We start from the raw sequence: 25,151 nt of genomic DNA on the forward strand, positions 1-25,151 counted from the left end.
CCGACGGTCAGGAGGCGGTGCAGGAGCGCACCTGGGGGCGCGTCCAGTTGCCGTTGGCCATCGTGGTGAACCCGAAGACGTTGCCGCTGCCGTTGGAGCGCATCGTCATGACGTTCCCGTTGCCGTCCCAGCTCGGGGTGCCGTTCCAGGTGGCGGAGACCTTCTGCGGGGGCGTCACCGCGACGACGACGGTCCAGTTGGTGGCGCCGCTGACCGTGACGTCGCTGTTGAACCGGTCGCCCCACCGGGTGCCGTCGCGCAGGGTGGCGGTGCAGCTGCCGCCAGGCGGCGGGGTGGTCGGGCCGGTCGTCGGCGGCGGCGAGGTCGGCGGGGGCGTGCCGTTGTTGAGGGCGGCGAGGACCGCGTCGTACGCGGGCTTGCGGTTGCCGTTGTTGTCGAACAGCAGCGGCGTGTCGGAGGCCCGCCAGGAGTCGCTGTCCCGGATGCCCCACACGGTGATGCCGGTGCACCGGGAGACCGCGAGGCAGTCGTTGACCACGTTGCGGTACGTGGTGGGCGAGGCCCCGGCGATGTCCAGCTCGGTGATCTGCACGTCGACGCCGAGCGCGGCGAAGCTGGACAGGGTCGTGCGGTAGTTGCCCGGGTAGGGCGAGCCGCTGTTGAAGTGCGACTGGAGGCCCACGCAGTCGATCGGCACGCCGCGCTGCTTGAAGTCGCGGACCATCGCGTAGACGGCCTGGGTCTTCGCGTGGCTCCAGTCGTCGGTGTTGTAGTCGTTGTAGCAGAGCTTGGCGCCGGGGTCGGCGGCCCGGGCGGCCCGGAACGCCGCCTCGATCCAGTCGTTGCCGGTGCGCTGGAGGTTCGAGTCGCGCCGGGCCCCGCTGCTGCCGTCGGCGAACGCCTCGTTGACCACGTCCCAGGCCACGACCTGACCCCGGAAGTGGGTGGCCACCTGGGTGACGTGGTTGAGCATCGCCTGGCGCAGCGCGCTGCCGCTCATGTTCTGCATCCAGCCGGGTTGCTGCGAGTGCCAGGCCAGGGTGTGGCCCCGCACGCTCATGCCCCGGCTGCGGGCGTGGCTGACGATCCGGTCCGCGTTGCCGAAGGTGAACTGCCCCTGCTGCGGCTCGGTGGCGTCGATCTTCATCTCGTTCTCGGGCGTCACCGAGTTGAACTCGCGGTTCAGGATCGTGACGTAGGTGTTGTCGCTGAGCTTGTTGGCGGCGACGGCGGCGCCGAAGTAGCGACCGCGCTCCGCCGCCGACGCGCCCAGCGTGGTCCCGGCGCTCGCCGCGCCGGGCAGGACCGTGGCGCCGGTCGCCGCGAGCAGTCCCACGGCGGCGACGACGATGGCCGCGCGCGCCCGCGAACGCGATCTCGACCGGGTGTCCCGGGGGTGCCTCTCGGTCATTCCTGCTCCTTCCGGGGCCGGTCCGCACCGTCGGGGGGACGGACCGGTGTGGTGGGGGTGTGCCGGATCAGGGCCGCCCGGCGGGCTGCGGCGCACGGGCCGCGGACCCGCCGTCATCGACCCTGATGGATGTGGAGTATGGCAGCGCGGCGCGCGGCCGAGCAAGAATTTCCGGAAAAGTTTCGGTAGTCTCCGAGCCTGTCGCGTCGGTCGATTGGTGGCACACGGCAGGTCAGCGATCGGCCGGAAAGGGAGGCGGGCGCTGCTGTTGATCTCCATGCTGCCGGGATGAGTGTCCGCCGGTCGGATTTTCCGGTACGCCTCCGTAACGCGTCAGAGGTCGCGCCTGGCCAGGCCGCCCATCTGCACCGGCGTGCACCCGCCGCGGCCGGCGCGACGTCGGCGAACCGCATCAGACCGATCGCGTACGGCCCCGCACGCCGTACGCCCAGCCCGTCATCAGCGGCGGGACGAGGTTGCCGAGCCCGTGGGCGGCGCCGACCACCGCGCGCAGGCGGCCACCCGGTCCGCACGACGCCCGGCTATGGTGGGGACATGCAGGATCGGCACGGCCTCCGCCGCGCCGGCAAGCGGGTCTCGCTGCCGGCGCTGCTGATGCTGACCGTGCTGCTCATGGTGCTCTCCGCGGCCCGGTCCGTCGGGCTGTGCATCGTCTTCCGGAGCGCGCGGCGGGCCATTCCCGGCTGCGTGCCCGCCTGGTCGGCCGACCGCGCTCCGCCCGGGCTGACGTTCGCCGTCTGAAGCCCGTCCGCCTCCCCGCGTCCCGCGACGCGGGCCCGTGGCTTGGAGCACCATGCCGACCCCGCATCACGATCGATCCACCCTGCCCCGGCCCGTCGGCGACGGACCCCGGGTCACGCCCGCCCCACGACAGGGGCGGTGAGCATGCTGGCCCCCGGCGCATACGCCCGCCTCGGTCTGCGGCATCCCGTCGCCCTCGACCTGGGCACCTCCACGGTGCGACTGTGGACGCCGGTCTCCGGCACGGTGGTCACCGAGCCCGCCGTCGTCGCGTGCACGTCGTCCGGCGCCCAGGCCGTCGGACGTGCCGCCATCGCCCTGCGGGACACCGGTGACGCGAAGCTGCTGTGGCCGGTACGCCACGGCGTGGTGGCCGACTTCTTCGGCTGCGTACACCTGTTGCGGGTGCTGGCCGCGGCGAGCGGACGGCCGGGTGACGACGTCTCCCCGGTCGTGGTCGGCGTGCCGGCCACCGCCACCCTGCGGCAGAAGGACCTCCTGGTCGCGGCGGTCCGCCACGCGTTCGGCGGGCGGGTCGCCACGGTGGAGGAGCCGCTGGCCGCCGCCCTGGCCTGCCGGGCCGACCTCGACCGCGACGACGTGGTCGCCGTCGACATCGGACACGGCCGGACCGAGATCGCGCACATCGCCGATCGCGCGGTCGAGGCGGTCGAGCGCGTCGACGCGCCCGACCCTCTCGACCGGGTGTCGCTGATCGCCGACGCGGTCCGACGCGTGGGCGCCCGGCCGGCGTTCCCGGGGCGACGCCGGCTGCTGATCACCGGCGGCGGGGCGGTACACCCCGAACTCGGGGCCCGGCTGGCCGCGCTGACCGGCCGGGTCGTCACGATGCCCGCCGATCCGCACCTGGCCACGCTCGCCGGCCTGCGCCTGCTGCTCACCGGCTGACCACAGGCGGTGCCGCACGGCGTCGTGACGACGGTGCCGTGCGGCCGCCCGCCGCCCGCCGCCCGCCGCCCGCCGGCCGCCCACCGGGCCGGGACCGACCTTCCCCGCACACCTGGAGCCTTCGATGGACGTCGAGCTGACCCCCCTGCCCGGTATCGGGCTGCGCCGCATGTTCACCACCGACGCGGGAGTGCGCGTCGGGGTGGTGACCCACCACGTCGGCGGCCGGCGTGAGCTGGTCTACCCGGACGGCGACGACCCCGACGCCACCCGCAGCATCACCCTCACCCACGACGAGGCCGTCGTGCTCGCCGGACTGCTGGGCCTGCTCGACGTCCTCGACGTCACCGGGCCCGGCGCGCTCACGACTACCCCACCCGGCGGCGGGTAAGCCGCCTGACCGGACGCGGGGGGAGGGGACGTGGGACGAGAGTTCGTGAACTGGTCCGGCAGCCTGTCGTTCACCCCCGCCGAGTACGCCGAGCCCGCCGACGAGGACGAGGTGCGGGCGCTGGTGCGGCGGGCCCGGGAAACCGGCACGACGCTGCGGCCGGTGGGCTCCGGGCACTCGTCCAGCCCGCTGGTGCGCACCGACGGGATCCTCGCCAGCCTCGACCGGCTCGCCGGGGTGATCGCCGACGACGACGGGCTCGCCACGGTCCGCGCCGGCACCAAACTCAAGGCCCTCGGGGAGGGCCTGTACGACGCGGGGCTGGCGATGGACAACCTCGGGGACGTGGACTACCAGTCGATCGCCGGCGCGACCGCCACCGGCACCCACGGCACCGGCCTGGGCTTCGGCAACCTCTCCACCCAGGTCGCCGGCGTCCGGCTGGTCACCGGAACCGGCGACACGGTGGACGTCAGCGCGGACCACCACCCGGAGCTCCTGCCGGCGGCCCGGCTCTCCCTGGGCGCCCTCGGCGTACTCACCCGGGTCACGCTGGCCGTGCAACCCCGCTACCAGCTGCACCGCCGGTCCTGGTGCGCGCCCGTCGCCTGGACCCTGGACCACCTGGCCGAGTTGCAGCACACCAACCGCAACATGGACTTCTACTGGTATCCCCGCAACGACCTGACCCAGGTCCGGGTCATGAACCGGGTCGACCAGACGCCGGACGAGCGGGTGTGGCACGCGCCGCGGGTACCGGGCTCGGCGGCCGTGGACGAGCCCCGCGAGGTCCACGTGGCCCCCACCCACCGGGCCATCCCCCGCCACCGGGAACTGCGGTTCGAGGAGATCGAGTACATGCTGCCGGTGGAGGCGTTGCCGGCCTGCTTCGCGGAGGTGCGGCGGCGCATCAGGCAGCGGCACCGCCGGGTCGCCGGCTGGCGGGTGCTGGTGCGCAGCATCGCCGCCGACGACATCTGGCTGAGCAACGCCTACGGCCGGCCGACCGCGACCATCGCCTGCCTGCAGAACACCACCCTGCCGTACGAGGAGTACTTCCGGGACATGGAGGCGGTCTTCCGGCAGTACGGCGGCCGGCCGCACTGGGGCAAGAAGCACTGGCTGACCGCCCGCGAGCTGCGTCCGCTCTATCCCCGCTGGGACGACTTCCAGGCGTTGCGGCGCCGACTGGACCCGGACGGGGTGTTCCTCACCCCGGACCTGGCCCGGCTGCTGGAGGAGGCGTGACGGCACAGCTCGGTGCCCGCACGTGGGTCGTTCCCGGCGGGCACGTGCCGTTCCCCGGCCACGGTCCCGAACCGCAGTTCACCAGCTTCGACCAGCTCTGCGTGCTCAACGCCACCGACCAGGACACCGAGGTCAGCCTGGACGTCTACTACGAGGACGCCGAGCCCGTCGGGCCGTACCGGATCCTGGTCGGGGCGCGACGGATCCGGCACGTGCGGGTCAACGACCTGATCGATCCGGAGGCGGTCCGCCTCGACCGTCCCTACGGCTGCCTGCTGCGCTCGCCGGTGCCGGTGGTGGTGCAGTTCCTGCGCCAGGACACCCGGCTGCCCGGGGTCGTCGCGCTGACCGGCGTCATGGCCCACCCCGCCTGACGTTCGGGGCCGGGCGGGCAGGGTAACCCCGGCCATGCGCATCGTGGGGGACGCGGCGGCGGCGGAGTCGGACTCCCGGCTGCGCCGCACCGGCCGGGAGACCTACCGGCGCCTGCAGTCGTACCTCCTCCTCGCGGTGCAGGCCGGTCTGGCCGCGGCCCTGGCCTGGGTGACGGCCCGCGAGGTGCTGGGCAACCAGGACCCGACCTTCGCGCCGGCCGCCGCGGTCGGTGTGATCGCCGCGGCCATCGGCAACCGCACCCGCCGCACCGTCGAGCTGATCGCCGGGGTGGTGCTCGGCATCGCCGTCGGCGACGTGCTGATCGGCCTGCTGGGCACCGGGCCGTGGCAGACCGGCGTCATCGTCTTCCTGGCGATCGCCGTGGCGGTGCTGGTCCGCGGCGGCGGAGCCCTCATGACCCAGGCCGGCGGTACGGGCGTGCTGGTGGCCACCCTCACCCCGAACAATCCCGACCTGGAGCTGCCCCGGACCGTCAACGCGCTGGTCGGCGGGCTGGTCGGCCTGCTGGTCGTGCTCGTCATCGTCCCGCTGCATCCGCTGCGGACCGTGCGTCGCGTGGCGGACTCCGCGCTGGACCTCTTCGCCCGCCAGCTGACCGCGTCGGCGGAGGCGCTGGCCCGCGGCGACGCCCGCGCGGCGGAAGAGGTGCTCGACCGGATGCGCGCCGCAGAGCCCGAACTCGACCGGCTCAGCGAAGCCGTCGAGGCCGCCGAGGAGGTCACCAGGTTCTCGCCGCTGCGCTGGCGCCGCCGCCGGGCGCTGCGGGCGTACCGGCACGGCGTGGAGCACATGGAACGGGCCTTCCGCAACAGCCGCACCCTCGTGCGCCGGATCGGCACCGCCCTGCGCGACGACGAGCCGGTGCCGCCCGGCCTGCCCGCCGCCGTCGAGCGCTACGGCGAGGCCGTCCGGATGTTGCACCGCGAGTTCCTGGCCGCCCGGGAACCCGTCGGTGCGCGCGAGCGGGTGCTGGCGGCGGTGCGGGAGGCCGGTGAGGCGTGCCGTCAGGACATGGGGTTCTCGGGCACCATCGTCGTGTCCCAGCTGCGGACCATCGCCAACGACCTGCTGCGCGCCACGGGCGTCCCCCGCGACGAGGCGCGTCGGCTGGTGCGCCGGGCCGCCGCCGGACATCCGTGACGCTCAGCCCTGCTGTCGCAGGTAGGGGCCCAGGAGATCCCGGGTGAGGGCGAGCACGGCGGCTTCCGAGGTGCCGTTCTCGATCATCTGTGAGGACGCGTAGACCACCGCCTGGATCAGCTCCGCCGCGGCGGCCGGGTCGCTCGCGCCGTGCTCGGCCAGGGCCGCCACCAGCGGCGTACGCAACTGGTCGTGCAGGACGCGGCTCTCCTCGGCGAGGACGGCGCCCGGCACGCTGGCGGCGAGCCCACGCATGACCGCGTGCTCCCCCTGGGCGACGAGGCGCAGGTTGGCCTCGACGTAGGCCAGCACCCGCCCGCCGGGGTCGGTGGCCCGGTCCATCTGCTGCGTGACGTATGCCGACCACTCCGGGAACATGTCGGCGATGACGGCGTTGAGCAGGTCCTCCCGCGACTTGAAGTACTGGTAGACGCTGGGGCGCGCCAGGCCTGTCCGCTTGCCCACCTCGGCCAGGCTCGGCGCCTGCGCCCCGCTCTCCGCGAGGATCTCCCGGGCCGCCGCCAGGATCGCCCGCCGCTGGCGGGCCCGGTGCTCGGCCACCGTGGGCGCCTGGATCTTCGGCACGGGAACCCCCATCGTCACGGCACGGGCATCAGTCGCCCGTCGATCATCTCGTACACCGTCGTGCAGTGGCGCAGCACGTCGTGGTCGTGGGTGACCATGACGGTGGCGACGTCGTTCTCCTTGGTCTCGCGGGCGAGCAGCTCCACCACCTCGTGACTGCGGGCACGGTCGAGGGCGGCGGTCGGCTCGTCCACCAAGAGTAGTCGCGGCCGGTTGACCAGGGCACGGGCGATGCCGACACGTTGCCGTTCGCCACCCGAGAGCTGGTGCGGTCGGCGGTTCGCCTTGTGGGCCATCCCGACCTCGTCGAGCAGGGCCGTCGCCTCGCGCGCCCGGGAGCCGTGACCGCCGAAGCGGGCCGGCAGCCGCAGCTGGTCCACGGCGGTCAACGCGGGAATGAGGTTGCCGGACTGGAACACGAAGCCGACGAACTCCCGGCGCAGTGCGGCCCGCGCCCGTGCGCTCGGCACGGTCATGTCCCGCCCGCCGAGGGTGACCGAACCCGACGTCGGGACGGTCAGCCCGCCGGCCACCGCGAGCAGGCTGGACTTGCCGGCGCCCGAGGGGCCGACGACCGCGACGAACTGCCCGGGGGCAACGGTCAGGTCGACGCCGTCCAAGGCCGGTACGGTGTCGTCGCCATCGCCGAAGCGCAGGCTCACACCGCGCATGACCAGGCCGGTGTCGGTCATCGGTTCGCTCCCAGTGCGGTCAGCGGATCCACTGCGGCGATCCGGACGATGGCCACGGCCGCTCCGAGCAGGCCGAGGACGAGCAGGAGGAGGGCGGCCACCGCGATCGCCGGCGCGCTGAGCGCGAACGGGATGCCGCTGCCGACCAGGCTGCCGGCCGCTGTGCCGACCGTGACGCCCGCGCCGACGGCGAGCAGCAACAACGCGAGGGCCTGGACCAGCCCGTCGCGCAGCAGGTACGCCGTCGGAGCGCCCATGGCCCGCAGCACGGCGATCTCCGCACGGCGCTGGATGGTCCACACCGTGAAGAAGGCGCCGACCACCAGCGCCGAGATGGCGTAGAGGAACCACTCGATCAGCCGCAGGGTCGACGTCTCGGCGGTGTAGCCGGGCGAGGCGCCGTACGACTGGGTGCGGGACAGGCTCTCGGTGCCGGCGGCCCGGTCACCAGCCGCCAGGTCGACCTCGGCACCGTTGGCGGCCCGCACCGCCACGGCGGTGATCTCCTCGTAGGTGCCGCCCGGTACGGGTTCGCCGGGGCGGACGCCGGCCTTGATCTCCTGCCAGATCCGCAGCGGTAGGTAGGCCACGTCGACGTGACCGAACGTGTGCTGCTCGGCCATGGCGCCCACCACCGTGAGCCGGGTGCCGATCCGGTCGACGGTGACCGTGTCGCCCACCCGCAGCCCGGCCTCGATGGCGGTCCGGCTCACCACGATGCCGTTCGCGGCGTCCAGCCGGGCGCCCTCGGCCACGGGCGGGGCGAGGAACGAGTCGGTGGGCACGCCGAACAACGCGAGGTCGATCTCCACGCCCGAGTCGCTGCGGGCGTTGACCAGCGCGTTGCCGAAGGGCACCGCGTCGGCGACGCGTGGTTGCGCCCGCCACGTGTCCACCGCGGAGACGTCGATGACGCTGCGGGAGAACGCCGAATCGTGCTGCACCCCGTCGGCGAAGGCGAAGGAGGTCGCCGGGATGCGCTGGAGCCCCGACACGCCGTCGTTCACCAGGCCCGTGGAGAGCCCGGACAGTAGCACCACCAGCACCGCGATGAGCGCGACGACGGCCCCCATCAGGCCGAACCGGGCCTTGGCGAACCGCAGTTCGCGTACCGCTAGGAACATGCCCACCACCGGGGGCGCAATTTTACCGACTGCATGTTGGCATCGTACCAACACGCTGTCGGTATCCTTCCCGGCGCCGTCGGTCGGGGCGGCGTCTGGCTACGCCGATCCGACGAACTGGCTGACGTGGTAGGCGGTGCTGCGGTTGTCGGGCGTCCTGGTCCACTTCGAGACCATGAGGTGCAGGTCGTTGGCGCGTCGGCTGGACCACGGGTGGATGAAGCCGCCGTAGAGGCCCGGTTCCTGCCAGGAGGTGACCTGGATCCGCTCGGCCGTCCAGACCCGGTCCGGCCCGTCCGCCGTGCGCGTGACGATGCACCCGGTGGCGCAGTTCAGGTACGACATCACCCAGGTGCCGTCGGCCAGCCGCCGCACCGAGGGCTCGCCGAAGCGGCCGGTGAGGATGGGCGTGCACGGGCGGCCCCAGCCCCAGTTGCTGCCGTTCCAACCCCAGCCCTCGTACGACTCGGGGGAGAACAGGCGGTCCCAGCGGACCCGGCGCAGCATCATCGGCCCGTGCTGGCGCCCGGCGCGCACCGAGAAGACGTACACCCAGTCCCCGTCGCGCTGCATCGTCCACATCTGGAACGGGTCGGTGTTGGTGGCGTCGTTCCACCACTTCAGGGGCGTACGGATGAAGTCGTTGCCGTTGTCGCTGTAGGCCAGCCCGGCGTAGCGCGAGCGCCAGTGCGGCCCGGCCGGGCCGGCGGAGTTCCAGTTCTCGATGCTCATGTACGACACGAGCTGCCGGCCGGTCTCGGGGAAGGCGATGCCGTCGTTCGGGATGACGGTCACCTCCCGCAGCCCGTCGATGCCGATGCCGTGGTGGCCGTTGTGCATCAGCTCCGGGGCCCGGCCGTTGCCCGCCACCCGGGCGGCGCTGTCGAAGACGATCCCGCCGGCGGCGCCCGGGTGCACGGCGGAGCGCAGCATCACCGGCGAGCGCCAGTCGTTCGGCACCGGCGGACCCTCGGGCCACGGGGTGTCGAACGTGTCGCCGAACAGGTAGCCGATCGAGCCGTTCTCCAGCACGTACGGTATGCCCAGGTCCGTGCCCGCGACGCGCCACCGGTGGTTGGTGTCCAGGTCGGCGCCGGTCAGGCGCTTCTTCCAGGCGGCGGCCCGGGCCGTGCCGGGGGCGAGGACCGGCGCGACGGCCGTGGCCAGGCCGGCCGCGGCGACCGTGCCGAGCAGCGAGCGGCGGGTGATCGTCATGACCGTCCTTGTCGCGAGGGGGTTGCGGACGTGGGGGAACGGACCGGCCGTGCCGGCCACATCGAACTACCGATGTCGATGTAGGGCTGGAACCTACGGCCAACCGGCCGGCGTGGTCAAGGACCGTCGGTGCGCGCCCCGAGGTCACCTCGCGGGTCGGCGGCGGGGCCCGGTACCCGGCTCGCCGACGCGCTCACCGCGGCGGGCCGCCCCCGGATCCTCGACGGCGTGGACGCACGCGACGGATTGGACGGGCGGGCGCGGGCATGACAGGGTGCTGCTGGTGGGCACGGGTGAGGGTGGGCGTCGGTGACCGCTCCGCATGCACGCTGGTCCTCCGGTGACCCGCAGGCGGTGCTCGACGGGTTCGAGCAGCTGCCCGGATTCGTGTGGATCTTCGAGGGGCCCGAGCTGCGGGTGGTGGCCGCGAACCCGGCGGTGCGCGCCGCCGTCGGCAACCGCAGCGGCCTGATCGGTGAGCCCTTCCGTCGGGCGGTGCCGGAACTCGCCGGCCAGCACATCTTCGAACTGCTCGACCAGGCCCTGCACGGCATCCGCTCGCACGGCTACGAGCAGCGCGTCCTGACCGACCGCAACGGCGACGGCACGCTGACCGAGGCCTTCTACACGTTCGACATGGCGCCGTGGCGCAACCCGGACGGCTCGGTGCGCGGGGTGATCGTGCAGGCCGTCGACGCCACCCCCGTGGTGGCCGCCCGGCAGGCCGCCGAGACCGCCGCCGCCACCGCGGAGCGGCGCTACCGTCAGGCCGCCGGTCTGGTCCTGGAACTGCAACGCAGCCTCCTGCCCGACGTGCTGCCCGTCCTGCCGCACGTGCAGGTCGCCGCCCACTACCTGGTCGCGAGCAGCGACCTCGTCGCCGGCGGGGACTGGTTCGACGTGGTTCCCCTGCCCGACGGGCGGCTCGCGCTGACCGTCGGCGACGTCGTCGGGCACGGCGCCACGGCGGCGGCGGCCATGGGTCAGCTCCGTACGGTCGCCCGGCAGGCGTTGCAGTCGGGCGGCGGCCTGCCGCAGGTGCTGGCGGTCCTGGACGACTTCGCGGGCCGCGCCGACGTGACCCGGGCGGCCACCACCTGCCTCGCGGTACTCGATCCCGACACGGGGACGCTCGAAGCGGCCAGCCACGGACACCCCGCGCCGCTGGTGATCGGCGCCACCGGCGAGGCCCGGTACCTGCCCCTGACGCCCACGGGACCACTGGGCACCGGAGCGGACCCCGCCCCGGTGCAGACCCACCAGCTACGGGCCGACGACGTCCTGCTGCTCTACACCGACGGCCTGATCGAACGCCCCCGGCAGAGCCTGCACGACGGCGCCCGCATCCTGGCCGACGCCGCGGCGGCCGCCCGGCGGGCGATACTCGACGCGGCCACGACCGTCCCGCAGCGGCTGCCCGACCGGATCTGCACCCTGGTCACGGAACGGCTCGCCCTCGCCGGCGGCGGCTTCGGCGACGACACCACGCTCCTCGCCGCCCACCTCCTGCCGCAGCCCCTCGCACCGCTGCACGTGACCCTGCCCGCCGACAGGACGGCGCTGCGCCCGATGCGCCGGCACCTGAGCGACTGGCTCGTCCGGATCGGGGCCGGCGAACTCGACGCGAGCGACCTCGTCCACGCCGCGGGGGAGGCCGTCACCAACGCCGTCGACCACGCCTATCCGAGCGGTACGCCGGGGACGTTCACGCTGCACGGCACGCTGGACCACCAGGGCGTCGTGCACGTCACCTGCGCCGACCAGGGGCGGTGGCGCCCACCGGTCGCCGACCCGGGCGGTCGCGGCCGTGGGCTGACGATGATCCGCGGGCTCGTCGACCGCGCGGAGGTCAGCCACACCGAGGCCGGCACCACCGTCAGCATGCACCACCACATCGGCCAGGCCACCAACGTCACCACCGTGGCCGCCGCCCAGGCGGCCGGCCCCCACAAGCAGGCCGCCGTCGTCGAGGAGTTCACGGCCGCCGTCATCGAGGCGCCGACGGGCCGGGTGCTGCGCGTGCAGGGGCCGGTGGACCTGGTCACCGGCCCCCGGCTGCGCGCCGCGATCATGCAGGCCAGCCGCGGCGGCAGCTTGCCGCTGACCATCGACCTCACCCCCGTCACCCACCTGAGCAGCACCGGCGTACGGGTGCTGCACGAGGTCGCCCGGATCGTCGCGCATCTGCGCGTCACCGCCACCCCGCAGAGCCCCGCCCACGCCGTGCTGGAACTGACCGGGCTGGGTCACCTCCTGCCGGAGCCCTCCGCGAACGGCAGGGACGACGGGTTCCACCGGTAGCCGGAGCCGAACCGGGAAAGAATCTTCGGGCCGGCTGTCCAATCGGCCGTCCCCCGTCCGTAGTGATGTCGTACGGCGTCGCCCGGTACGGCAGCGGCGACGCGACACTGAGGGGAGTCGGATCATGAAGTACATGTTGCTCATCAACGCGAGTGCGGTCGACGAGGACGGCGGGGCCGCCGGCTGCGACGTCAGCGACTGGATGGCGTACGACAAGCAGGTGCGCGAGGCGGGGATCCTGGTCTCCGGCGAGTCGCTGGCGGACCTGGTCACCGCCACCACCGTGCGGGTCGGCGAGGACGGCAGGCGGACCGTCACGGACGGGCCGTTCGCCGAGACCCGCGAGATCCTCGGCGGCTTCTACGTGATCGACGTGCCGGACCTCGACGTCGCGCTCGACTGGGCGGCGCGCTGCCCCGGCGCGCGCGGGAGCGGCGCCGTCGTGGTCCGGCCGGTCGCCGAGTTCGGGGGCTGAGCGCGGTGGGCGGAGCGCCCGCCGACACCGGGGGGACGGACGAGGCGCCGGCGGTCGTGGAGGCCGTGTTCCGTGAGGAACGCGGCCGGCTGCTGGCAGCCCTCGTCCGCCGCTTCGGCGACCTGGACCTGGCCGAGGAGGTCACCTCCGAGGCCGTCGAGGCGGCGCTGACCCGGTGGCCGGTCGACGGCGTTCCGCCCAGGCCCGGCGCCTGGCTGATGACCACCGCGCGCCGCCGGGCGGTCGACCGGCTGCGCCGGGACCAGGCGCTTGCCGCGCGGCTGGCCATCCTCCAGGCGGAGGCGGACCGGGCGGAGCCCGCCCCCGCCCCGATGCCGGGCGGTGAGCTGCCGGACGAGCGGCTGCAACTCTTCTTCACCTGCACGCACCCGGCGCTGGCGGCCGAGGACCATGGGGCGCTGACCCTGCGCTACCTGGCGGGCCTGACCACACCCGAGGTGGCCCGCGCCTTCCTGGTGCCGACGGCGACGATGGCCAAGCGGATCACCCGGGCGAAGAAGAAGATCCACGAGGCCCGGATCCCGTTCCGCGTGCCCGGCGCGCAGGAGCTGCCGCAGCGGCTGCCGGGCGTGCTCCAGGCGGTGTATTCGATCTTCACGGAGGGGTACGCGGCCAGCGAGGGCCCGCGCCTGCAGCGGCTCGACCTCGCCGAGGAGGCCATCCGGCTGGCCCGGATCCTGCGCCGGCTGCTGCCCGCCGGCCGGGAGGTCGCCGGGCTGCTCGCGCTCATACTGCTGATCCACGCCCGCCGCGACGCCCGCACCGGCCCGGACGACGAGCTGGTGCTGCTCGACGAGCAGGACCGTGGTCGCTGGGACCGCCGCATGATCGCCGAGGGCCTCGACCTGGTGCCCGTCGCGCTGGCCGGCGGCCCGCCCGGCCCGTACGGCGTGCAGGCCGCGATCGCCGCCCTGCACGTCGAGGCGGCGGACCTCGCCACCACCGACTGGCCGCAGATCGTCGCGCTCTACGACGTGCTGCTCGCCCTCGCGCCGTCCCCGGTCGTCGCGCTGAACCGGGCGGCGGCGGTGGCGATGCGCGACGGCCCGGAGGCGGGACTGGCGCTGCTGGACGAGCTGGCCGACGAGCCGCTGCTGCGGGGCCACCACCCCTACCCGGCCGCCCGGGCCGACCTGCTGCACCGCCTCGGCCGGCACGCCGACGCCGCCGAGGCGTACCGGGAGGCACTCGGCCTGGCGGGCACCGAACCCGAACGCGCCCTGCTGCGCCGCAGGCTGGACGCGATCGAGCGGCTCCGCGCGCCGGGCACGTGACGGCGTGACCGCCGACCGCGGCCGGGCGGCCCCGTAGGACCCGCTCCGCCCTGTCGGGGCGCTACCGGAGGACGGACAGGCGGGTGGTCACCGGGCGGAGACCGCCAGCACGCCCCGGTCCAGGACGACCCGTCCGGTCCCGTCGGTGGCGCGGAAGACCACGCCGTACGGGCGCCGCCAGGCGTGCACCGTCAGGGTGTCGCCCGGGTGCAGCGGGGCGGCGAAGCGGACGCGGACGTGCCGGACGCGGATCGGGTCGTCACCGACGAGGGGCAGCAGGAGCCGGCCGGCGAAGCCGAAGGTGCACAGGCCGTGCAGGATCGGACGGGGCAGCCCGGCCCGACCGGCGACCGCCGGATCGGAGTGCAGCGGGTTGCGGTCCCCGCTGAGCCGGTAGAGCAGCGCCTGGTCCGGGCGGACGGTGGCGACGATCCGGTGCTCGGGTGGGTCGGCCGGCGGCTGCCAGCGGGCGGGCCGGGCGCGACGCCCGCCGAATCCGCCGGCCCCGATGACGTACATGGCCCGGCGTACGGTGCCGACGAGCGTGCCCGCCGGGTCGTGGAGCCGGGAGACGTGCTCGACCAGGGCACCGCTGCCCTGGTCGTGCAGGGCGGTCACGGCGGCGGTGGTGTGCACCTGCCCGCCCGGTGACAGCGGGCGGAACAGGGTCAGCGCCTCCTCCGCGTGCCGGATCGCGGTGAGTTCGCCCAGGGGCGGCGGGTCGGCGGCCAGCACGCTGGCGAAGGTCGGCAGCACCCGCTGCGGGTGGCCGGTGGAGTTTTCGGTGGTGAAGCGGAGCTCCGCCGCCGGGTCGCGTTGTCCCGCGCCGACCCCGAGGGCGTAGAGGATCGTCTCGGTCGGGGTCCACGCCCGCTCCAGCGAGGTGCGCAGTCCGACGAGCGCCGGCGCGACAAGCCGGCCGCCGCCAGCGGATCCTTGGCTACGCAGAGTGGTCAACTCGGTCGCTTCGGCGGTGGGCGGCGGCTGCGTCCGGGCGGCATGGGCCCGTTTGTCCTGCGTGTTCATCGGACTCCCGGTCTGTGGTCGCGGGTTCGACCCGTCGGCTGGCGATGATCGACGGCTACTGTCTGTTGCAGGAAGGTGAGGCCGAATCTCTTGACTGCGCCCACCGTCCGGCAGTAGCGTCCCATATTAAGCAACGGTAACCATAATATGAGCCGCTAGGTATCTGGGGTAGCCATGAGAATGCGAGCATTGCGAGCTGCGGTAGCAGCCCTGCTGGTGACCGCCGCCGTTGCGGCATGCGCGGAGAACCAGACCCCGACCGAGTCCGGTGGCGGCGAGGCGGCCCCGTCGGCGGCGGTCAACTTCGGCGTCGGCGTCGACCCGGCGTACTCCCCGATCTACCTCGCCGACCAGGAGAAGTTGTTCGGGGCCAACGGCCTGAACGTCACCGTCACCCAGTTCCAGGAGGGCACCGGCGGCCTCGACGCGATCCTGGCCAAGCAGGGCCAGTTCACGGCCAGCACCGAGTCGAGCCTGCTGAACCGTGCCACCCGGGGTGACATCAAGGGTCTGGCCGTCTTCTCGCAGTCGCCCAGCTTCATCAAGCTCGTGGCGCGCTCCGGCGTCAACGACGTGTCGGGCATCAAGAAGTACGGCGTCGTCCCCGGCACCGTCAACGAGTACGCCACCAACAAGGTCCTCGCGGCGCGCGGCATCAGCCGGGAGTCCGTCGAGTTCGTCAACGCCTCGCCCGCCGAGATGCCGGCCCTGCTGCAACGCGGCGACGTGGACGGCTACATCATGTGGGAGCCGTGGCCGTCGCGCGGCGTCGCCAACGGCGGCAAGGTCCTGCTGACCAGCGGCGACATCGGCTACGTCTACAACCTGGTGATCGGGGTCGACGGCGCCTGGTACGAGGCCAACAAGGAGACCGCCAAGAAGGTCGTCCAGACCATCGGCCAGGCGTGCGAGCAGCTCACGAAGGACCCGGCCAAGGCGGGCACGGTCACCGAGAAGGCCATCAAGGTGCCGGCGAAGGAGGCCCAGACGCTGCTGGAGGGCGTCCAGTGCCAGGTCCGCGACTTCACCGACGACGACCTCAAGCGCTACGGCGAGATCGCCCAGTTCCAGCAGGACAGCAAGATCGTCACCCAGAAGGCGGACCCGGCGACCGTCATGGTCAAGGGGGTGGCGTGACAGTCGACGGCACCGCACCCGCCACGACCTTCGCCGGCCGACCCGCCAGCCGCGCCGGCTCCCCGATCCGTATCAGCGACGTCGACATCCGCTTCGGCGAGTTCGTCGCCGTCAGCGGCGCGAGCCTCGACATCGCCGCCGGTGAACTCGTCTGCCTACTCGGCCCGAGTGGCTGCGGCAAGTCCACGCTGCTCAACGCGGTCGCCGGCTTCGTCCGGCCGGCGGCCGGCGAGGTGACCTGCGGCGGCGAGCCCGTGACCGGGCCCGACGTGTCGCGGGGCGTGGTCTTCCAGAGCGCCGAGGCGCTGTTCCCCTGGCTGACCGTACGCCAGAACGTCGCCTTCGGGCCGCAGATGCGCGGCGTGCCGAAGGCCCAGCGCGAGGCGGTCGTCGAGCGGTACCTGGCGATGGTCGGCCTCGCGCACAGCGCCGAGCGGTTCCCCGAGCAGCTCTCCGGCGGCATGCGCCAGCGGGCCCAGCTCGCCCGGGTCCTGGCCAACGACCCCTCGGTCGTGCTGATGGACGAGCCGTTCGGGGCGCTGGACGCCCAGACCCGGCTCGTGATGCAGGTCGAACTCGACCGGATCTGGCGCGAGACCGGCGCCACGATCATCTTCGTCACCCACGACATCGGCGAGGCGATCCTGCTCGGCGACCGGATCGTCACGATGACCGCGGGACCGTCGGCGGCCATCAAGAAGGACTACCGCTGCGACCTGCCCCGCCCCCGCGACCTGACCGACCCGGCCTGCGCGGCGCTCTTCCGGGAGCTGCGCGAGGACATCGGCGCCGAGGTGGCCCGGACGCTGCGCGCCCAGGGGCTCGACGACGGCCACGACGGGCGGCCCGGCGCGGGCGACGACCGGACGGAGGGGCGATGACAGTCGAGGCACCCACCGTTCCCGACCGCACCAGGGCGTCGGCGTCGGCCGGCCCCCGCCGCAACCGCTGGCCCCGGCTGACCCGCATCGGGCTGTCGGTCCTGTCGGTGCTGCTCGGCGTCCTGATCTGGGACCTGGTCAGCCGCAACTACACGGCCTTCTTCCTGCCCTCGCCGCGGCTCACCCTCGACGGCGCGGTCGAACTCGTCCGCGACGGGACCCTGTGGGACTCGGTCAGCGCGTCCTCGACCCGCATCCTCACCGGCTGGCTGCTCGGCGTGCTCGTCGGCGTGCCGATGGGTCTGCTGATGGGCTGCATCCCCTGGCTGCGGCTGATGCTCGACCCGTACATCCAGTTCTTCCGCTTCGTGCCGCCGATCGCCTTCGTCACCCTGGCCATCATCTGGCTCGGGCCGGGGGAGGCGTCGAAGGTGGCGCTGATCTTCTACACCACCGTCTTCATCGTCGCCCTCAACACCCTGGCCGGGGTGCTGTCGGTCAACGAGATCCGGATGCGGGCGGCCCGCGCGCTCGGCGCCGGCCCCGTACGCAGCCTCGTCTCGGTCGTGCTGCCGTCGACGGTGCCGCACGTGGTCACCGGGGCCCGGCTGGCGATGGGCAACTCGTTCCTGACGATCGTCTCCGCCGAGATCGTCGCCGCCCAGAGCGGCCTGGGATCGCTGATCTGGACGGCACGGAACTACGCCAAGACGGAATGGGTCTTCGTGGGCATCATCGCCCTGGGCCTGCTCGGCTACCTCTTCGACTGGATCCTGCGTCTGGTCACGGGACGGACCCTGCGCCGCTACGGCGTGAACTTCTAGCGGCCCGACCCGTCGCCGACGCCATCCACCCCCTATCCGAAAGGCTCGCCATGCTCTGCATCGGCGTCGACATCGGTGGCACCTTCACCGACGTCATCGTCTACGAGCCGGCCACCGCCCGGCTCGCCGAGGCCAAGACCCTCTCCACCCCGCACGATCCGGCGGCGGCGATCTTCGAGGGCCTCGCCAAGCTCGGTGTCAGCCTGGACACGGTCGACCGCTTCGTGCACGGCACCACCCGGGTGACCAACGCGTTGCTCGAAGGCTCCGGCGAGCCGGTGTCGGTCCTGGCCACCGAGGGCTTCCGGGACGTGCTGGAGATGGGCCTCGGGCACCGGCCCCGCCTCTACAGCGTCAAGGAGAGCGGCCGGCCGCCGCTCGTCGCGCGCCGGCACCGGCACGTGCTGCGCGAACGCATCGGCGCCGACGGCAGCGTCGTCCGGCCGCTGGACACCGACGAACTGGACGAGGCCCTCGACCGGGTGGCCGCCGCCGGTCCCCGGGCGGTGGCGGTCTGCCTGCTGCACTCGTACCGCAATCCCGCCCACGAGCGGGCCGCGGCGCGGCGGCTGGCCGAGCGGTACCCCGACCTGGTCTGCACCGTCTCCTCCGACGTGGTGCCGGAGCAGGGCGAGTACGAGCGGTTCGCCACCACCGTGCTCAACGCCAGCGTGCGGGCGACCGTCGCCGACTACCTGCGCGGGCTCGGCGGCGCCCTCGCCGACGGCGGGTACGCCCACCCGCTGTCGATCATGACGAGCAGCGGCGGTGTCGTCTCCACCGAGGAGGCCGGGCGGCTGCCGATCAACCTCGCCCTCTCGGGGCCCGCCGGCGGGGTCGCGGCCACCGTGCACCTCGCCTCGCTCGCCGGCTATCCCAACGTCATCACCTGCGACATCGGCGGCACCAGCACGGACGTCTGCCTGATCAAGAACGGCGCGCCGTTGATGACCAACGACGGGAAGATCGCCGGCTACCCGAACCGCACCTTCCAGGTCGAGATCAACACGATCGGCGCCGGCGGCGGCTCGATCGCCTGGCGCGACCGGGGCGGGGAACTGCGGGTCGGGCCGCGCAGCGCCGGCTCGACCCCCGGCCCGGCCGCGTACGGCCGGGGCGGCACCGAGCCGACCACCACCGACGCGCACCTGCTCGTCGGCCACCTCGACCCGCAGGAGAGCCTGGGCGGGGAGGTGCCGCTCGACCCCGACGCGGCCCGCACCGCCCTGGCCGGGCTGGCCGGCACGTTCGGTCTCGACGAACTGGACCTGGCGCACGGCATCCTCACCCTCGCCACGGTCAAGATGACCAGCGCGATCAAGGAGATCTCCGTCGCCTGCGGGCACGACCCGCGCGACTTCGTGCTGATGCCCTTCGGCGGCGCCGGCCCGATGCACGCCACCGACCTCGCCGACGAACTCGGCATCCGTCGGGTCCTGGTTCCGCCGGTGCCGGGCAACTTCTCCGCGCTCGGCTTCGTCACCGCCCAGGCCCGCCACGACTACGTCCGTACCGTGCTGGTGCCGGCCGACGACGACGGCCTGGCGGCCGTCCGGGCGGCCCTGGCCGACCTGCGCGACGCCGCCCTGGCCCAGCTCAAGGCCGAGGACGACGTGGAGCCCGACCAGGTCAGCTTCGGCCTGTCGGTCGGCATGCGGTTCCGGGGCCAGAGCTTCGACCTCGCCGTCGCCCTGCCCGAGCTGCCGGCCACCGCCGACGAGCTGGTGGCGGCCTTCCACGCCGCCTACGCCGAGCGGTACGCCTACACCCGCTCCGACCACCCCGCCGAGATCGTCAACTGTCGGCTCACCGCGTTCGGGCCCCGCCCGGCCGTCCGCTTCGCCGCCCCGACCGGCGGCCCGGCGCAGTCCGGCAGGACCCGTCTCTACCGCCCGGGCGGCTGGGTCGAGGCGACCGTGTGGCGGCGCGCCGACCTGGGGCCGGGCTGTGCCGTCGTCGGTCCCGCCGTCGTACGCGAGAACGGCAGCACCACCGTCGTCGGCGGCGGATGGGCCGCCACGGTCGACGACCACGGAAACCTGCTGCTGACCAAGGAGTGATCCGTGATTCCGCCAGCCCTCGACCTCACCGTGCTGGAGCGCGCCGCGCGGCAGCCGGACCGCGCCCTGTACGTCTTCGACGATCCGGCCCGGCCGGTGACCACGGGGGAGTTCGCCGACCTCGCCGGCCGGGCCGCCGCCGTCCTGGCGGCCCAGGGCGTCGGCCGCGGCGACCGGATCGCGGTCTGGGCCGAGAACGGGCTGGCCTGGCTGGTGCTGCTGGCCGCCGCGGCCTGGCGGGGCGCCGCCCTGACCACCCTGCACCCCGGCCTCACCGGGCCCGAGCTGACCTCGGCGCTGGCCCGCAGCCGCCCCCGACGCCTCTACGCCGCCGAGCGGGTCCGCGACCGGCACGGCCCGTCCACCGTCACGCGGGTCCTGGCGGCGCTGCCGCCCGGCGAGCGGCCGGACGGCTGGCACGTCCTCGACGCGGACCTGGGAGCGGGCGCCCTGGCACGGCTGCCCGGCTGGGACGGCCCGGTTCCCGCACCCGTGGGTGATCCCGACGCCGCCTGCAACATCCAGTTCACCTCGGGCTCCACCGGCCCGGCCAAGATGGTGTCGCTGAGCGCCGGCAACCTGCTGGCCAACGCGGCCTGGACGGCCGAGGCCGCGGGGCTGCGCGCCGACGACCGGATCGCCTCGCCGCTGCCCCTGGCCCACGCGGCGGGGCTCGGCAGCGGGGCGATGCTGGCGCTGGTGACGGGCGCGCTGTGGGTCTCCACCCGCCGGTTCCGCACCGAGCCGGTCCTCGACCAGATCCAGCAGCACGCGTGCACGGTGGTGCAGGCCGTGCCCACCATGGCGTCGATGCTCACCGACCGCGTCGAGCGGGACCCCGGACGCTGGGACCTGTCGTCGCTGCGGGTCGGCTTCCTCGGCGGCGCCACGTGCACCCCGGCGCTGCTCACCCGCACCCGACGGGTGCTCGGCCTGGACCGGGTGGCGGTCGTCTACGGCCAGACCGAGGCCGGCCCGACGATCAGCCTGGACCCCGGCGACGGGACCTGCGGCACGCCCGGTGACACCGTCGGCCGCGTCCTGCCGGCTCTTCAGGCCACCGTGGTCGACCCCGCCACCCGCGCCCCGCTGCCCGCCGGGCAGGTCGGGGAGCTGCTGGTACGCGGCAGCTCGGTCACCCGCGGCTACGCCGACGACCCGTTCACCACCGCCGCCACGATCACCAGCGACGGCTGGCTGCGCACCGGCGACCTGGGCGCGCTGACCGACGAGCGGGTCCTCACCCTGGCCGGTCGGATCAAGGAACTGATCATCCGCGGCGGCGAGAACGTCCACCCCGCCGAGGTCGAGGCGGTGCTCGCCGACGACCCGGCCGTGGCCCGGGTGTGCGTCCTCGGCGTGCCATCAGCCCGCTGGGGGGAGGAGATCGCGGCCCTGGTCGTGACCGTCCCCGGTGGGCACTGCGACGTCGACCGGCTCACCCGCACCGCCACCGAACGGCTGGCCCGGCACAAGGTGCCGACCTTGATCCGTACCGTCGCCGACCTGCCGCTGCTGCCGTCCGGGAAGGTCGACCGGCGGGCCGCCCGGGAACTGCTCGTCGCGGAGGGGGAACGCTGATGCAGCTCGGATCGTGCTTCCTGGACTCGCTGACCGTCACCAGCTTCTTCGGCAACGCCGAGATGCGGGGGGTCTTCAACGACCGGCAGCTCATGCAGTCCTGGCTCGACGTCGAGGCCGCCCTCGCCCGGGGCCAGGCGAAGCTGGGCATCATCCCGTCCGCCGCCGCGCAGGCGATCACCGAGGCGGCCCGCGTCGAGCGGCTCGACACGGCGGTGCTCGCCGCCGACGCCGCCGACACCGTGCACCCTCTGGTGCCGCTGGTGCGGGCGCTCACCGCCGCCTGCCCCGGCGACGCCGGTCGCTACGTCCACCTCGGCGCCACCACCCAGGACGTGATGGACACCGGGTTCGTCCTGCGGGCCCGCGACGGCCTGGACATCGTGCAACGGCAGGTCGACGAGCTGGTCCGCGCGCTGCGGCGGCTCGCGCTGCGCCACCGCGCCACCCCGATGGCCGCCCGCACCCACGGGCAGCAGGCGCTGCCGACGACGTTCGGCCTGCGCTGCGCGGTGTGGCAGGACGAGCTGCAACGCCACCGCGTCCGGCTGCGGCAACTGCGCCAGCGGCTGCTGGTGACCAGCATGGGCGGCGCGGCCGGCACGATGGCCGGCTACGGCGCGCAGGCGTTCGCGCTGGAGCAGGCGGTCGCCGCCGACCTGGGGCTCGGCGTCGCCGACACCCCCTGGCACGCCACCCAGGACCGCTTCGCCGAGTGCCTGATGGTCTTCGGCCTCGTCGCGGCCAGCGCCGAGAAGCTGGCCCGGGAGGTCTACTTCCTCGGCCGCACCGAGGTCGGCGAGGCGTACGAGTCGCAGCGCTCCACCCAGGTTGGCAGCAGCACGATGCCCCACAAGCGCAACCCGATCCGCTGCGAGGCGGTGATCGCCGCCGCCGGCACCCTGCGGGCCCAGGTGCCCCTGGCGTTGCAGACCATGGTCGCCCAGGACGACCGGGACATGGGCGTCGGGATGACGCTGTGGAAGCTGCTGCCGGAGTGCTTCATCCTGCTCGGCGGCGCGATGCAGCGACTGGTCGACGTCTTCGGTGACCTCGGCGTCAACCCCGACCGGATGCGCGCCAACCTCGACCTCACCGGCGGGCTCGTGCTCTCCGAGGCGGTGATGCTGCGCCTGGCCGGTCCGCTCGGCCGGGAGCAGGCCCACCACCTGGTCATGCGGATCGTCCGCGACAGCCTCGATGCGGGCCGCCCGTTCGCGGAGACGTTGCGCGCCGACCCGCAGGTGACCGCCGCCCTGCCCGCGGCGGAACTCGCCGGCCTGCTGGACCCGCTGTCGTACGTCGGCCACGCCGCCGCGCTGGTCGACCGCGCCCTACTGAACTCGGAGTCGCCATGACCGCCGCACACCGTGCCGAGGAATCCGTGCTGCTGCACCGCGACGGCCGGCTGGCCCGGGTGACGCTGAACCGGCCCGCCCGGCGCAACAGCTTCGACCTGGCGATGCTCGCCCGCTTCGAGGACGTGCTGCACGAGCTGTCCCGCGACGACCGGACCGAGGTGGTCGTGCTGACCGGCTCCGGCACCGCGTTCTGCGCCGGCACCGACCTGCACGAGCTGGCCACCCTCGACGCCCGGGCCACGATGTCGGTGCAGCGCCGCACCGCCGAGCTGGTCGAACGCTGGTACCGGCTGGAACAGACCACCGTCACGGCGTTCAACGGCCCGGCCATCGGCTCCGGCGCGGTGCTCGGTCTCGCCAGCGACCTGCGGGTGGCCGCCGACACCTGCTTCGCGACCTTCCCGGAGGTCGGCTTCGGCATCCCGCTGACCTGGAGCGGCATGGCGATCCTCGCCGACCTCGTCGGCGCCGACCTGGCCAAGCGGTGGCTGCTGCTCGGCGACCGGATCCCCGCCGACGAGCTGCGCGACCTGCGGCTGGTGACCGAGGTGGTGGAGCCGGGGCGGCTCGCCGACGCCGCGACCGGGATCGCCGAGCGGCTGCTGGCCACCTCCGCGGTCGGCCGGTCAATGACCAAGCGGGCCGCCCGCCTGGCCGGGCCCCGCTTCGAGGCGGCCGCCAACGACTCCTACCTCGGCGCGCTGAGCGTGGCGCTGCGCCCCGCCGGCGACTACCTCGCCCGGGACCCCCGGTGAGGGCCGGCGAGGCGATCGCCGACGCCATCGTGGCGCACGGGGTCGACACGATCTTCGGGCTGCTAGGCGACGCCAACATGTTCCTGGTCGCGGACCTGGTGCAGCGCCACGGCGTCCGGTTCGTGGCCGCCCGCAACGAGAACGCCGCGGTGATGATGGCCGACGGCTGGGCCCGCGCCACCGGCCGGTGCGGGGTCGTCACCGTGACCCAGGGCCCCGGCCTGGCCGTCGCCGGCGCCGCGCTGACCATCGCCCGGCAGGCCGGCACGCCGCTGGTCCTGATCGCCGGCGACACCCCGCCCGGCGACCCGCTGCACGTGCAGAGCTTCCCGCAACAGCCGTTCGCGCTGGCTACCGCCGGGGCGTTCGTGCCCGTGACGGCGCCGGCCACCGCCGCCCGCGACGTCGGCCTGGCGTTCCGGGCCGCCGCCGAACGGCCCGGCCCCGTCGTCCTCGACGTTCCCATCGACCTCCAGGACGAGCCGGTGCCGGCCGAGGCCGTGCCCGCGCCGGCCGTCGCCGCGTACCGGCCCGCCGCGCCGGCACCGACCGACGAGGCCGTCGCCGAGCTGGTCGGCCTGCTGGCCGCCGCCCACCGCCCGGTGCTGCTGGCCGGGCGGGGCGCCGAGGCGGCAGCGGAGGACGTACGCCGCCTCGCCGACCGTTGCGGCGCGGTGCTCGCCACCACCGTGCTGGCCGCCGGGCTCTTCGCCGGGCACCCGTACCACCTGGGGGTGGCCGGGGGACTGGCCCGCCCGCTGACCCGGCGGGTGCTGGCCGACGCGGACCTGGTGGTCACCTTCGGCGCCGGACTCAACCGGTGGACGGCCGACCACGGCGCGCTCTTCCCCGGGGCGCGGGTGGTCGCCGTCGACGCCGACGCGCGGGCGTTGGGGGCGCGCTGGCCCGTCGACCTGGGGATCGTCGGGGACGCGGCGGTCACCGCGCGGGCCGTGACGGCCCGGCTCGACCCGGTCGAGCGCCCGGAGTGGCGCAGCCCCGCCCTGGCCGCGCAGGTCGCTGCGGCCGACCCGTTCGATGGCATCGAGTTCGTCGAGGGGGCGGCGGGGATCGACCCCCGGGCGTTCATCCGGATCTGCGCCCGCCGGCTCCCGGCCCGGCGCACCACCGTGGTCGGGGTGGGACAGTTCGGCGGCTGGCCCAACCTGCTGCTCGACTCGTCCGCCGTGGACCGCGCGTTCATCGCACCCTGGGAGTTCGGCAGCATCGGCGTCGGCCTGCCGTACGCCGTCGGGGCCGGCGTGGGCCGACCGGACCGGCCGGTGGTCGCCTTCGAGGGCGACGGCAGCCTGCTCACCGGCCTTGGGGAGCTGGACACCCTGGCCCGGGTCGGGGCGCCCGTGCTGCTGGTGGTCCTCGACGACGGCGGCTACGGCGCGGAGGTGCGCAAGTTCGGCCCGCGCGGGGTCGACCCGGCGCTGGCTCGGTTCCCGGCCCGGGACCTGGCCGCCGTGGCGCGCTCCCTGGGCGTACCGGCCTGGACGGTCACCGACCAGGCCGGCGCGGAGGCGGCGTTCGACGAGGTGCTGCCGGTGACCGGGCCGGGGTTGCTGCACGTGCGGGTCCTGCCCGAGGTCACCCAGGAGCGTTTCTGACGGTG

The 25,151-nt window shown here is 74.2% G+C and carries 23 protein-coding genes; 17 read left to right on the plus strand and 6 right to left on the minus strand.

Translation table 11 applies throughout. The annotated features are described in order from the left end of the window. Positions 1–7: 7 nt before the first annotated feature. The gene (locus ACLQ20_RS10025) at positions 8–1,372 is read right to left on the minus strand and encodes an endo-1,4-beta-xylanase (protein ID WP_151455248.1); all 1,365 of its coding nucleotides are present in this window, start codon (positions 1,370–1,372) and stop codon (positions 8–10) included. A 555-nt stretch (positions 1,373–1,927) separates the two neighbouring features. Between ACLQ20_RS10025 and ACLQ20_RS10030 the strand changes: the two genes are divergently transcribed. From ACLQ20_RS10030 to ACLQ20_RS10055, 6 genes are all read left to right on the plus strand, one after another. Further along, entirely contained in the window at positions 1,928–2,134 is a 207-nt protein-coding gene (locus ACLQ20_RS10030) for a hypothetical protein (protein WP_151455249.1), read from the plus strand. A gap of 144 nt (positions 2,135–2,278) precedes the next feature. Next, entirely contained in the window at positions 2,279–3,043 is a 765-nt protein-coding gene (locus ACLQ20_RS10035; RefSeq protein ID WP_425855370.1) for a rod shape-determining protein, read from the plus strand. Between the two features lie 124 nt (positions 3,044–3,167). Next, on the plus strand, positions 3,168–3,434 hold the full coding sequence (locus ACLQ20_RS10040) for a potassium transporter TrkA (RefSeq protein WP_151454595.1): 267 nt from the start codon (positions 3,168–3,170) through the stop codon (positions 3,432–3,434). Positions 3,435–3,464: 30 nt separating this feature from the next. Further along, on the plus strand, positions 3,465–4,682 hold the full coding sequence (locus ACLQ20_RS10045; protein ID WP_425855116.1) for a D-arabinono-1,4-lactone oxidase: 1,218 nt from the start codon (positions 3,465–3,467) through the stop codon (positions 4,680–4,682). After that, positions 4,679–5,056 (plus strand): sensory rhodopsin transducer, encoded by a 378-nt coding sequence (locus tag ACLQ20_RS10050; RefSeq protein ID WP_151454597.1) that lies wholly within the window; start codon positions 4,679–4,681, stop codon positions 5,054–5,056. The genes ACLQ20_RS10045 and ACLQ20_RS10050 overlap by 4 nt, the downstream gene beginning before the upstream one ends. A 34-nt stretch (positions 5,057–5,090) precedes the next feature. Continuing rightward, a complete protein-coding gene (locus ACLQ20_RS10055; RefSeq protein WP_151454598.1) occupies positions 5,091–6,218 on the plus strand; it encodes an FUSC family protein in 1,128 nt (375 codons plus the stop codon). A gap of 3 nt (positions 6,219–6,221) precedes the next feature. On the opposite strand, the gene ACLQ20_RS10060 is transcribed toward ACLQ20_RS10055, so the two are convergent. The 4 genes from ACLQ20_RS10060 to ACLQ20_RS10075 all read right to left on the minus strand — a co-directional run bounded on the left by ACLQ20_RS10060 (position 6,222) and on the right by ACLQ20_RS10075 (position 9,834). Further along, positions 6,222–6,803, minus strand: a complete 582-nt coding sequence (locus ACLQ20_RS10060; protein ID WP_393169557.1) for a TetR/AcrR family transcriptional regulator — start codon at positions 6,801–6,803, stop codon at positions 6,222–6,224. A gap of 14 nt (positions 6,804–6,817) precedes the next feature. Further along, the gene (locus ACLQ20_RS10065; RefSeq protein ID WP_151454600.1) at positions 6,818–7,495 is read right to left on the minus strand and encodes an ABC transporter ATP-binding protein; all 678 of its coding nucleotides are present in this window, start codon (positions 7,493–7,495) and stop codon (positions 6,818–6,820) included. Further along, complete coding sequence (locus ACLQ20_RS10070) at positions 7,492–8,619, minus strand: FtsX-like permease family protein (RefSeq protein WP_425855373.1); 1,128 nt, start codon at positions 8,617–8,619, stop codon at positions 7,492–7,494. The genes ACLQ20_RS10065 and ACLQ20_RS10070 overlap by 4 nt, the downstream gene beginning before the upstream one ends. 99 nt (positions 8,620–8,718) lie before the next feature. Next, positions 8,719–9,834: a DUF4185 domain-containing protein gene (locus tag ACLQ20_RS10075; protein ID WP_151454601.1), complete on the minus strand. Its 1,116-nt coding sequence runs from the start codon at positions 9,832–9,834 to the stop codon at positions 8,719–8,721. A gap of 309 nt (positions 9,835–10,143) precedes the next feature. Between ACLQ20_RS10075 and ACLQ20_RS10080 the strand changes: the two genes are divergently transcribed. From ACLQ20_RS10080 to ACLQ20_RS10090, 3 genes are all read left to right on the plus strand, one after another. Then, positions 10,144–12,135, plus strand: coding sequence for a SpoIIE family protein phosphatase (locus ACLQ20_RS10080; RefSeq protein WP_425855119.1), 1,992 nt, complete (start codon positions 10,144–10,146; stop codon positions 12,133–12,135). Positions 12,136–12,259: 124 nt separating this feature from the next. Beyond that, on the plus strand, positions 12,260–12,610 hold the full coding sequence (locus ACLQ20_RS10085; RefSeq protein WP_425855121.1) for a YciI family protein: 351 nt from the start codon (positions 12,260–12,262) through the stop codon (positions 12,608–12,610). Between the two features lie 5 nt (positions 12,611–12,615). Beyond that, positions 12,616–13,905 carry an RNA polymerase sigma factor gene (locus tag ACLQ20_RS10090; protein ID WP_425855122.1) on the plus strand — a complete coding sequence of 430 codons (1,290 nt, stop codon included), beginning with the start codon at positions 12,616–12,618 and terminating at the stop codon, positions 13,903–13,905. Between the two features lie 87 nt (positions 13,906–13,992). On the opposite strand, the gene ACLQ20_RS10095 is transcribed toward ACLQ20_RS10090, so the two are convergent. Beyond that, on the minus strand, positions 13,993–14,931 hold the full coding sequence (locus ACLQ20_RS10095; RefSeq protein WP_425855125.1) for a MaoC/PaaZ C-terminal domain-containing protein: 939 nt from the start codon (positions 14,929–14,931) through the stop codon (positions 13,993–13,995). A 216-nt stretch (positions 14,932–15,147) separates the two neighbouring features. Between ACLQ20_RS10095 and ACLQ20_RS10100 the strand changes: the two genes are divergently transcribed. From ACLQ20_RS10100 to ACLQ20_RS10135, 8 genes are read left to right on the plus strand one after another with little or no spacing between them, the layout of a single operon-like run. Beyond that, positions 15,148–16,068, plus strand: coding sequence for an ABC transporter substrate-binding protein (locus tag ACLQ20_RS10100; RefSeq protein WP_225852184.1), 921 nt, complete (start codon positions 15,148–15,150; stop codon positions 16,066–16,068). Then, a complete protein-coding gene (locus ACLQ20_RS10105; RefSeq protein ID WP_327028218.1) occupies positions 16,065–16,949 on the plus strand; it encodes an ABC transporter ATP-binding protein in 885 nt (294 codons plus the stop codon). Before ACLQ20_RS10100 ends, ACLQ20_RS10105 begins: the two co-directional genes overlap by 4 nt. Beyond that, positions 16,946–17,773, plus strand: coding sequence for an ABC transporter permease (locus ACLQ20_RS10110; RefSeq protein WP_151454607.1), 828 nt, complete (start codon positions 16,946–16,948; stop codon positions 17,771–17,773). Before ACLQ20_RS10105 ends, ACLQ20_RS10110 begins: the two co-directional genes overlap by 4 nt. A 50-nt stretch (positions 17,774–17,823) precedes the next feature. After that, the gene (locus ACLQ20_RS10115; protein ID WP_425855127.1) at positions 17,824–19,833 is read left to right on the plus strand and encodes a hydantoinase/oxoprolinase family protein; all 2,010 of its coding nucleotides are present in this window, start codon (positions 17,824–17,826) and stop codon (positions 19,831–19,833) included. Between the two features lie 3 nt (positions 19,834–19,836). Continuing rightward, entirely contained in the window at positions 19,837–21,414 is a 1,578-nt protein-coding gene (locus tag ACLQ20_RS10120; protein ID WP_425855128.1) for a class I adenylate-forming enzyme family protein, read from the plus strand. Continuing rightward, positions 21,414–22,772 carry an adenylosuccinate lyase gene (gene purB / locus ACLQ20_RS10125; protein WP_151454610.1) on the plus strand — a complete coding sequence of 453 codons (1,359 nt, stop codon included), beginning with the start codon at positions 21,414–21,416 and terminating at the stop codon, positions 22,770–22,772. Before ACLQ20_RS10120 ends, purB begins: the two co-directional genes overlap by 1 nt. After that, complete coding sequence (locus ACLQ20_RS10130) at positions 22,769–23,530, plus strand: enoyl-CoA hydratase/isomerase family protein (protein WP_225852186.1); 762 nt, start codon at positions 22,769–22,771, stop codon at positions 23,528–23,530. The genes purB and ACLQ20_RS10130 overlap by 4 nt, the downstream gene beginning before the upstream one ends. Then, a complete protein-coding gene (locus tag ACLQ20_RS10135; protein ID WP_358119499.1) occupies positions 23,527–25,146 on the plus strand; it encodes a thiamine pyrophosphate-binding protein in 1,620 nt (539 codons plus the stop codon). The genes ACLQ20_RS10130 and ACLQ20_RS10135 overlap by 4 nt, the downstream gene beginning before the upstream one ends. Positions 25,147–25,151 lie beyond the last annotated feature (5 nt).

This window comes from Micromonospora sp. DT46 (genome assembly GCF_049841735.1).
In the GTDB taxonomy this organism is placed as follows: Bacteria; Actinomycetota; Actinomycetes; order Mycobacteriales; family Micromonosporaceae; genus Micromonospora; species Micromonospora reichwaldensis.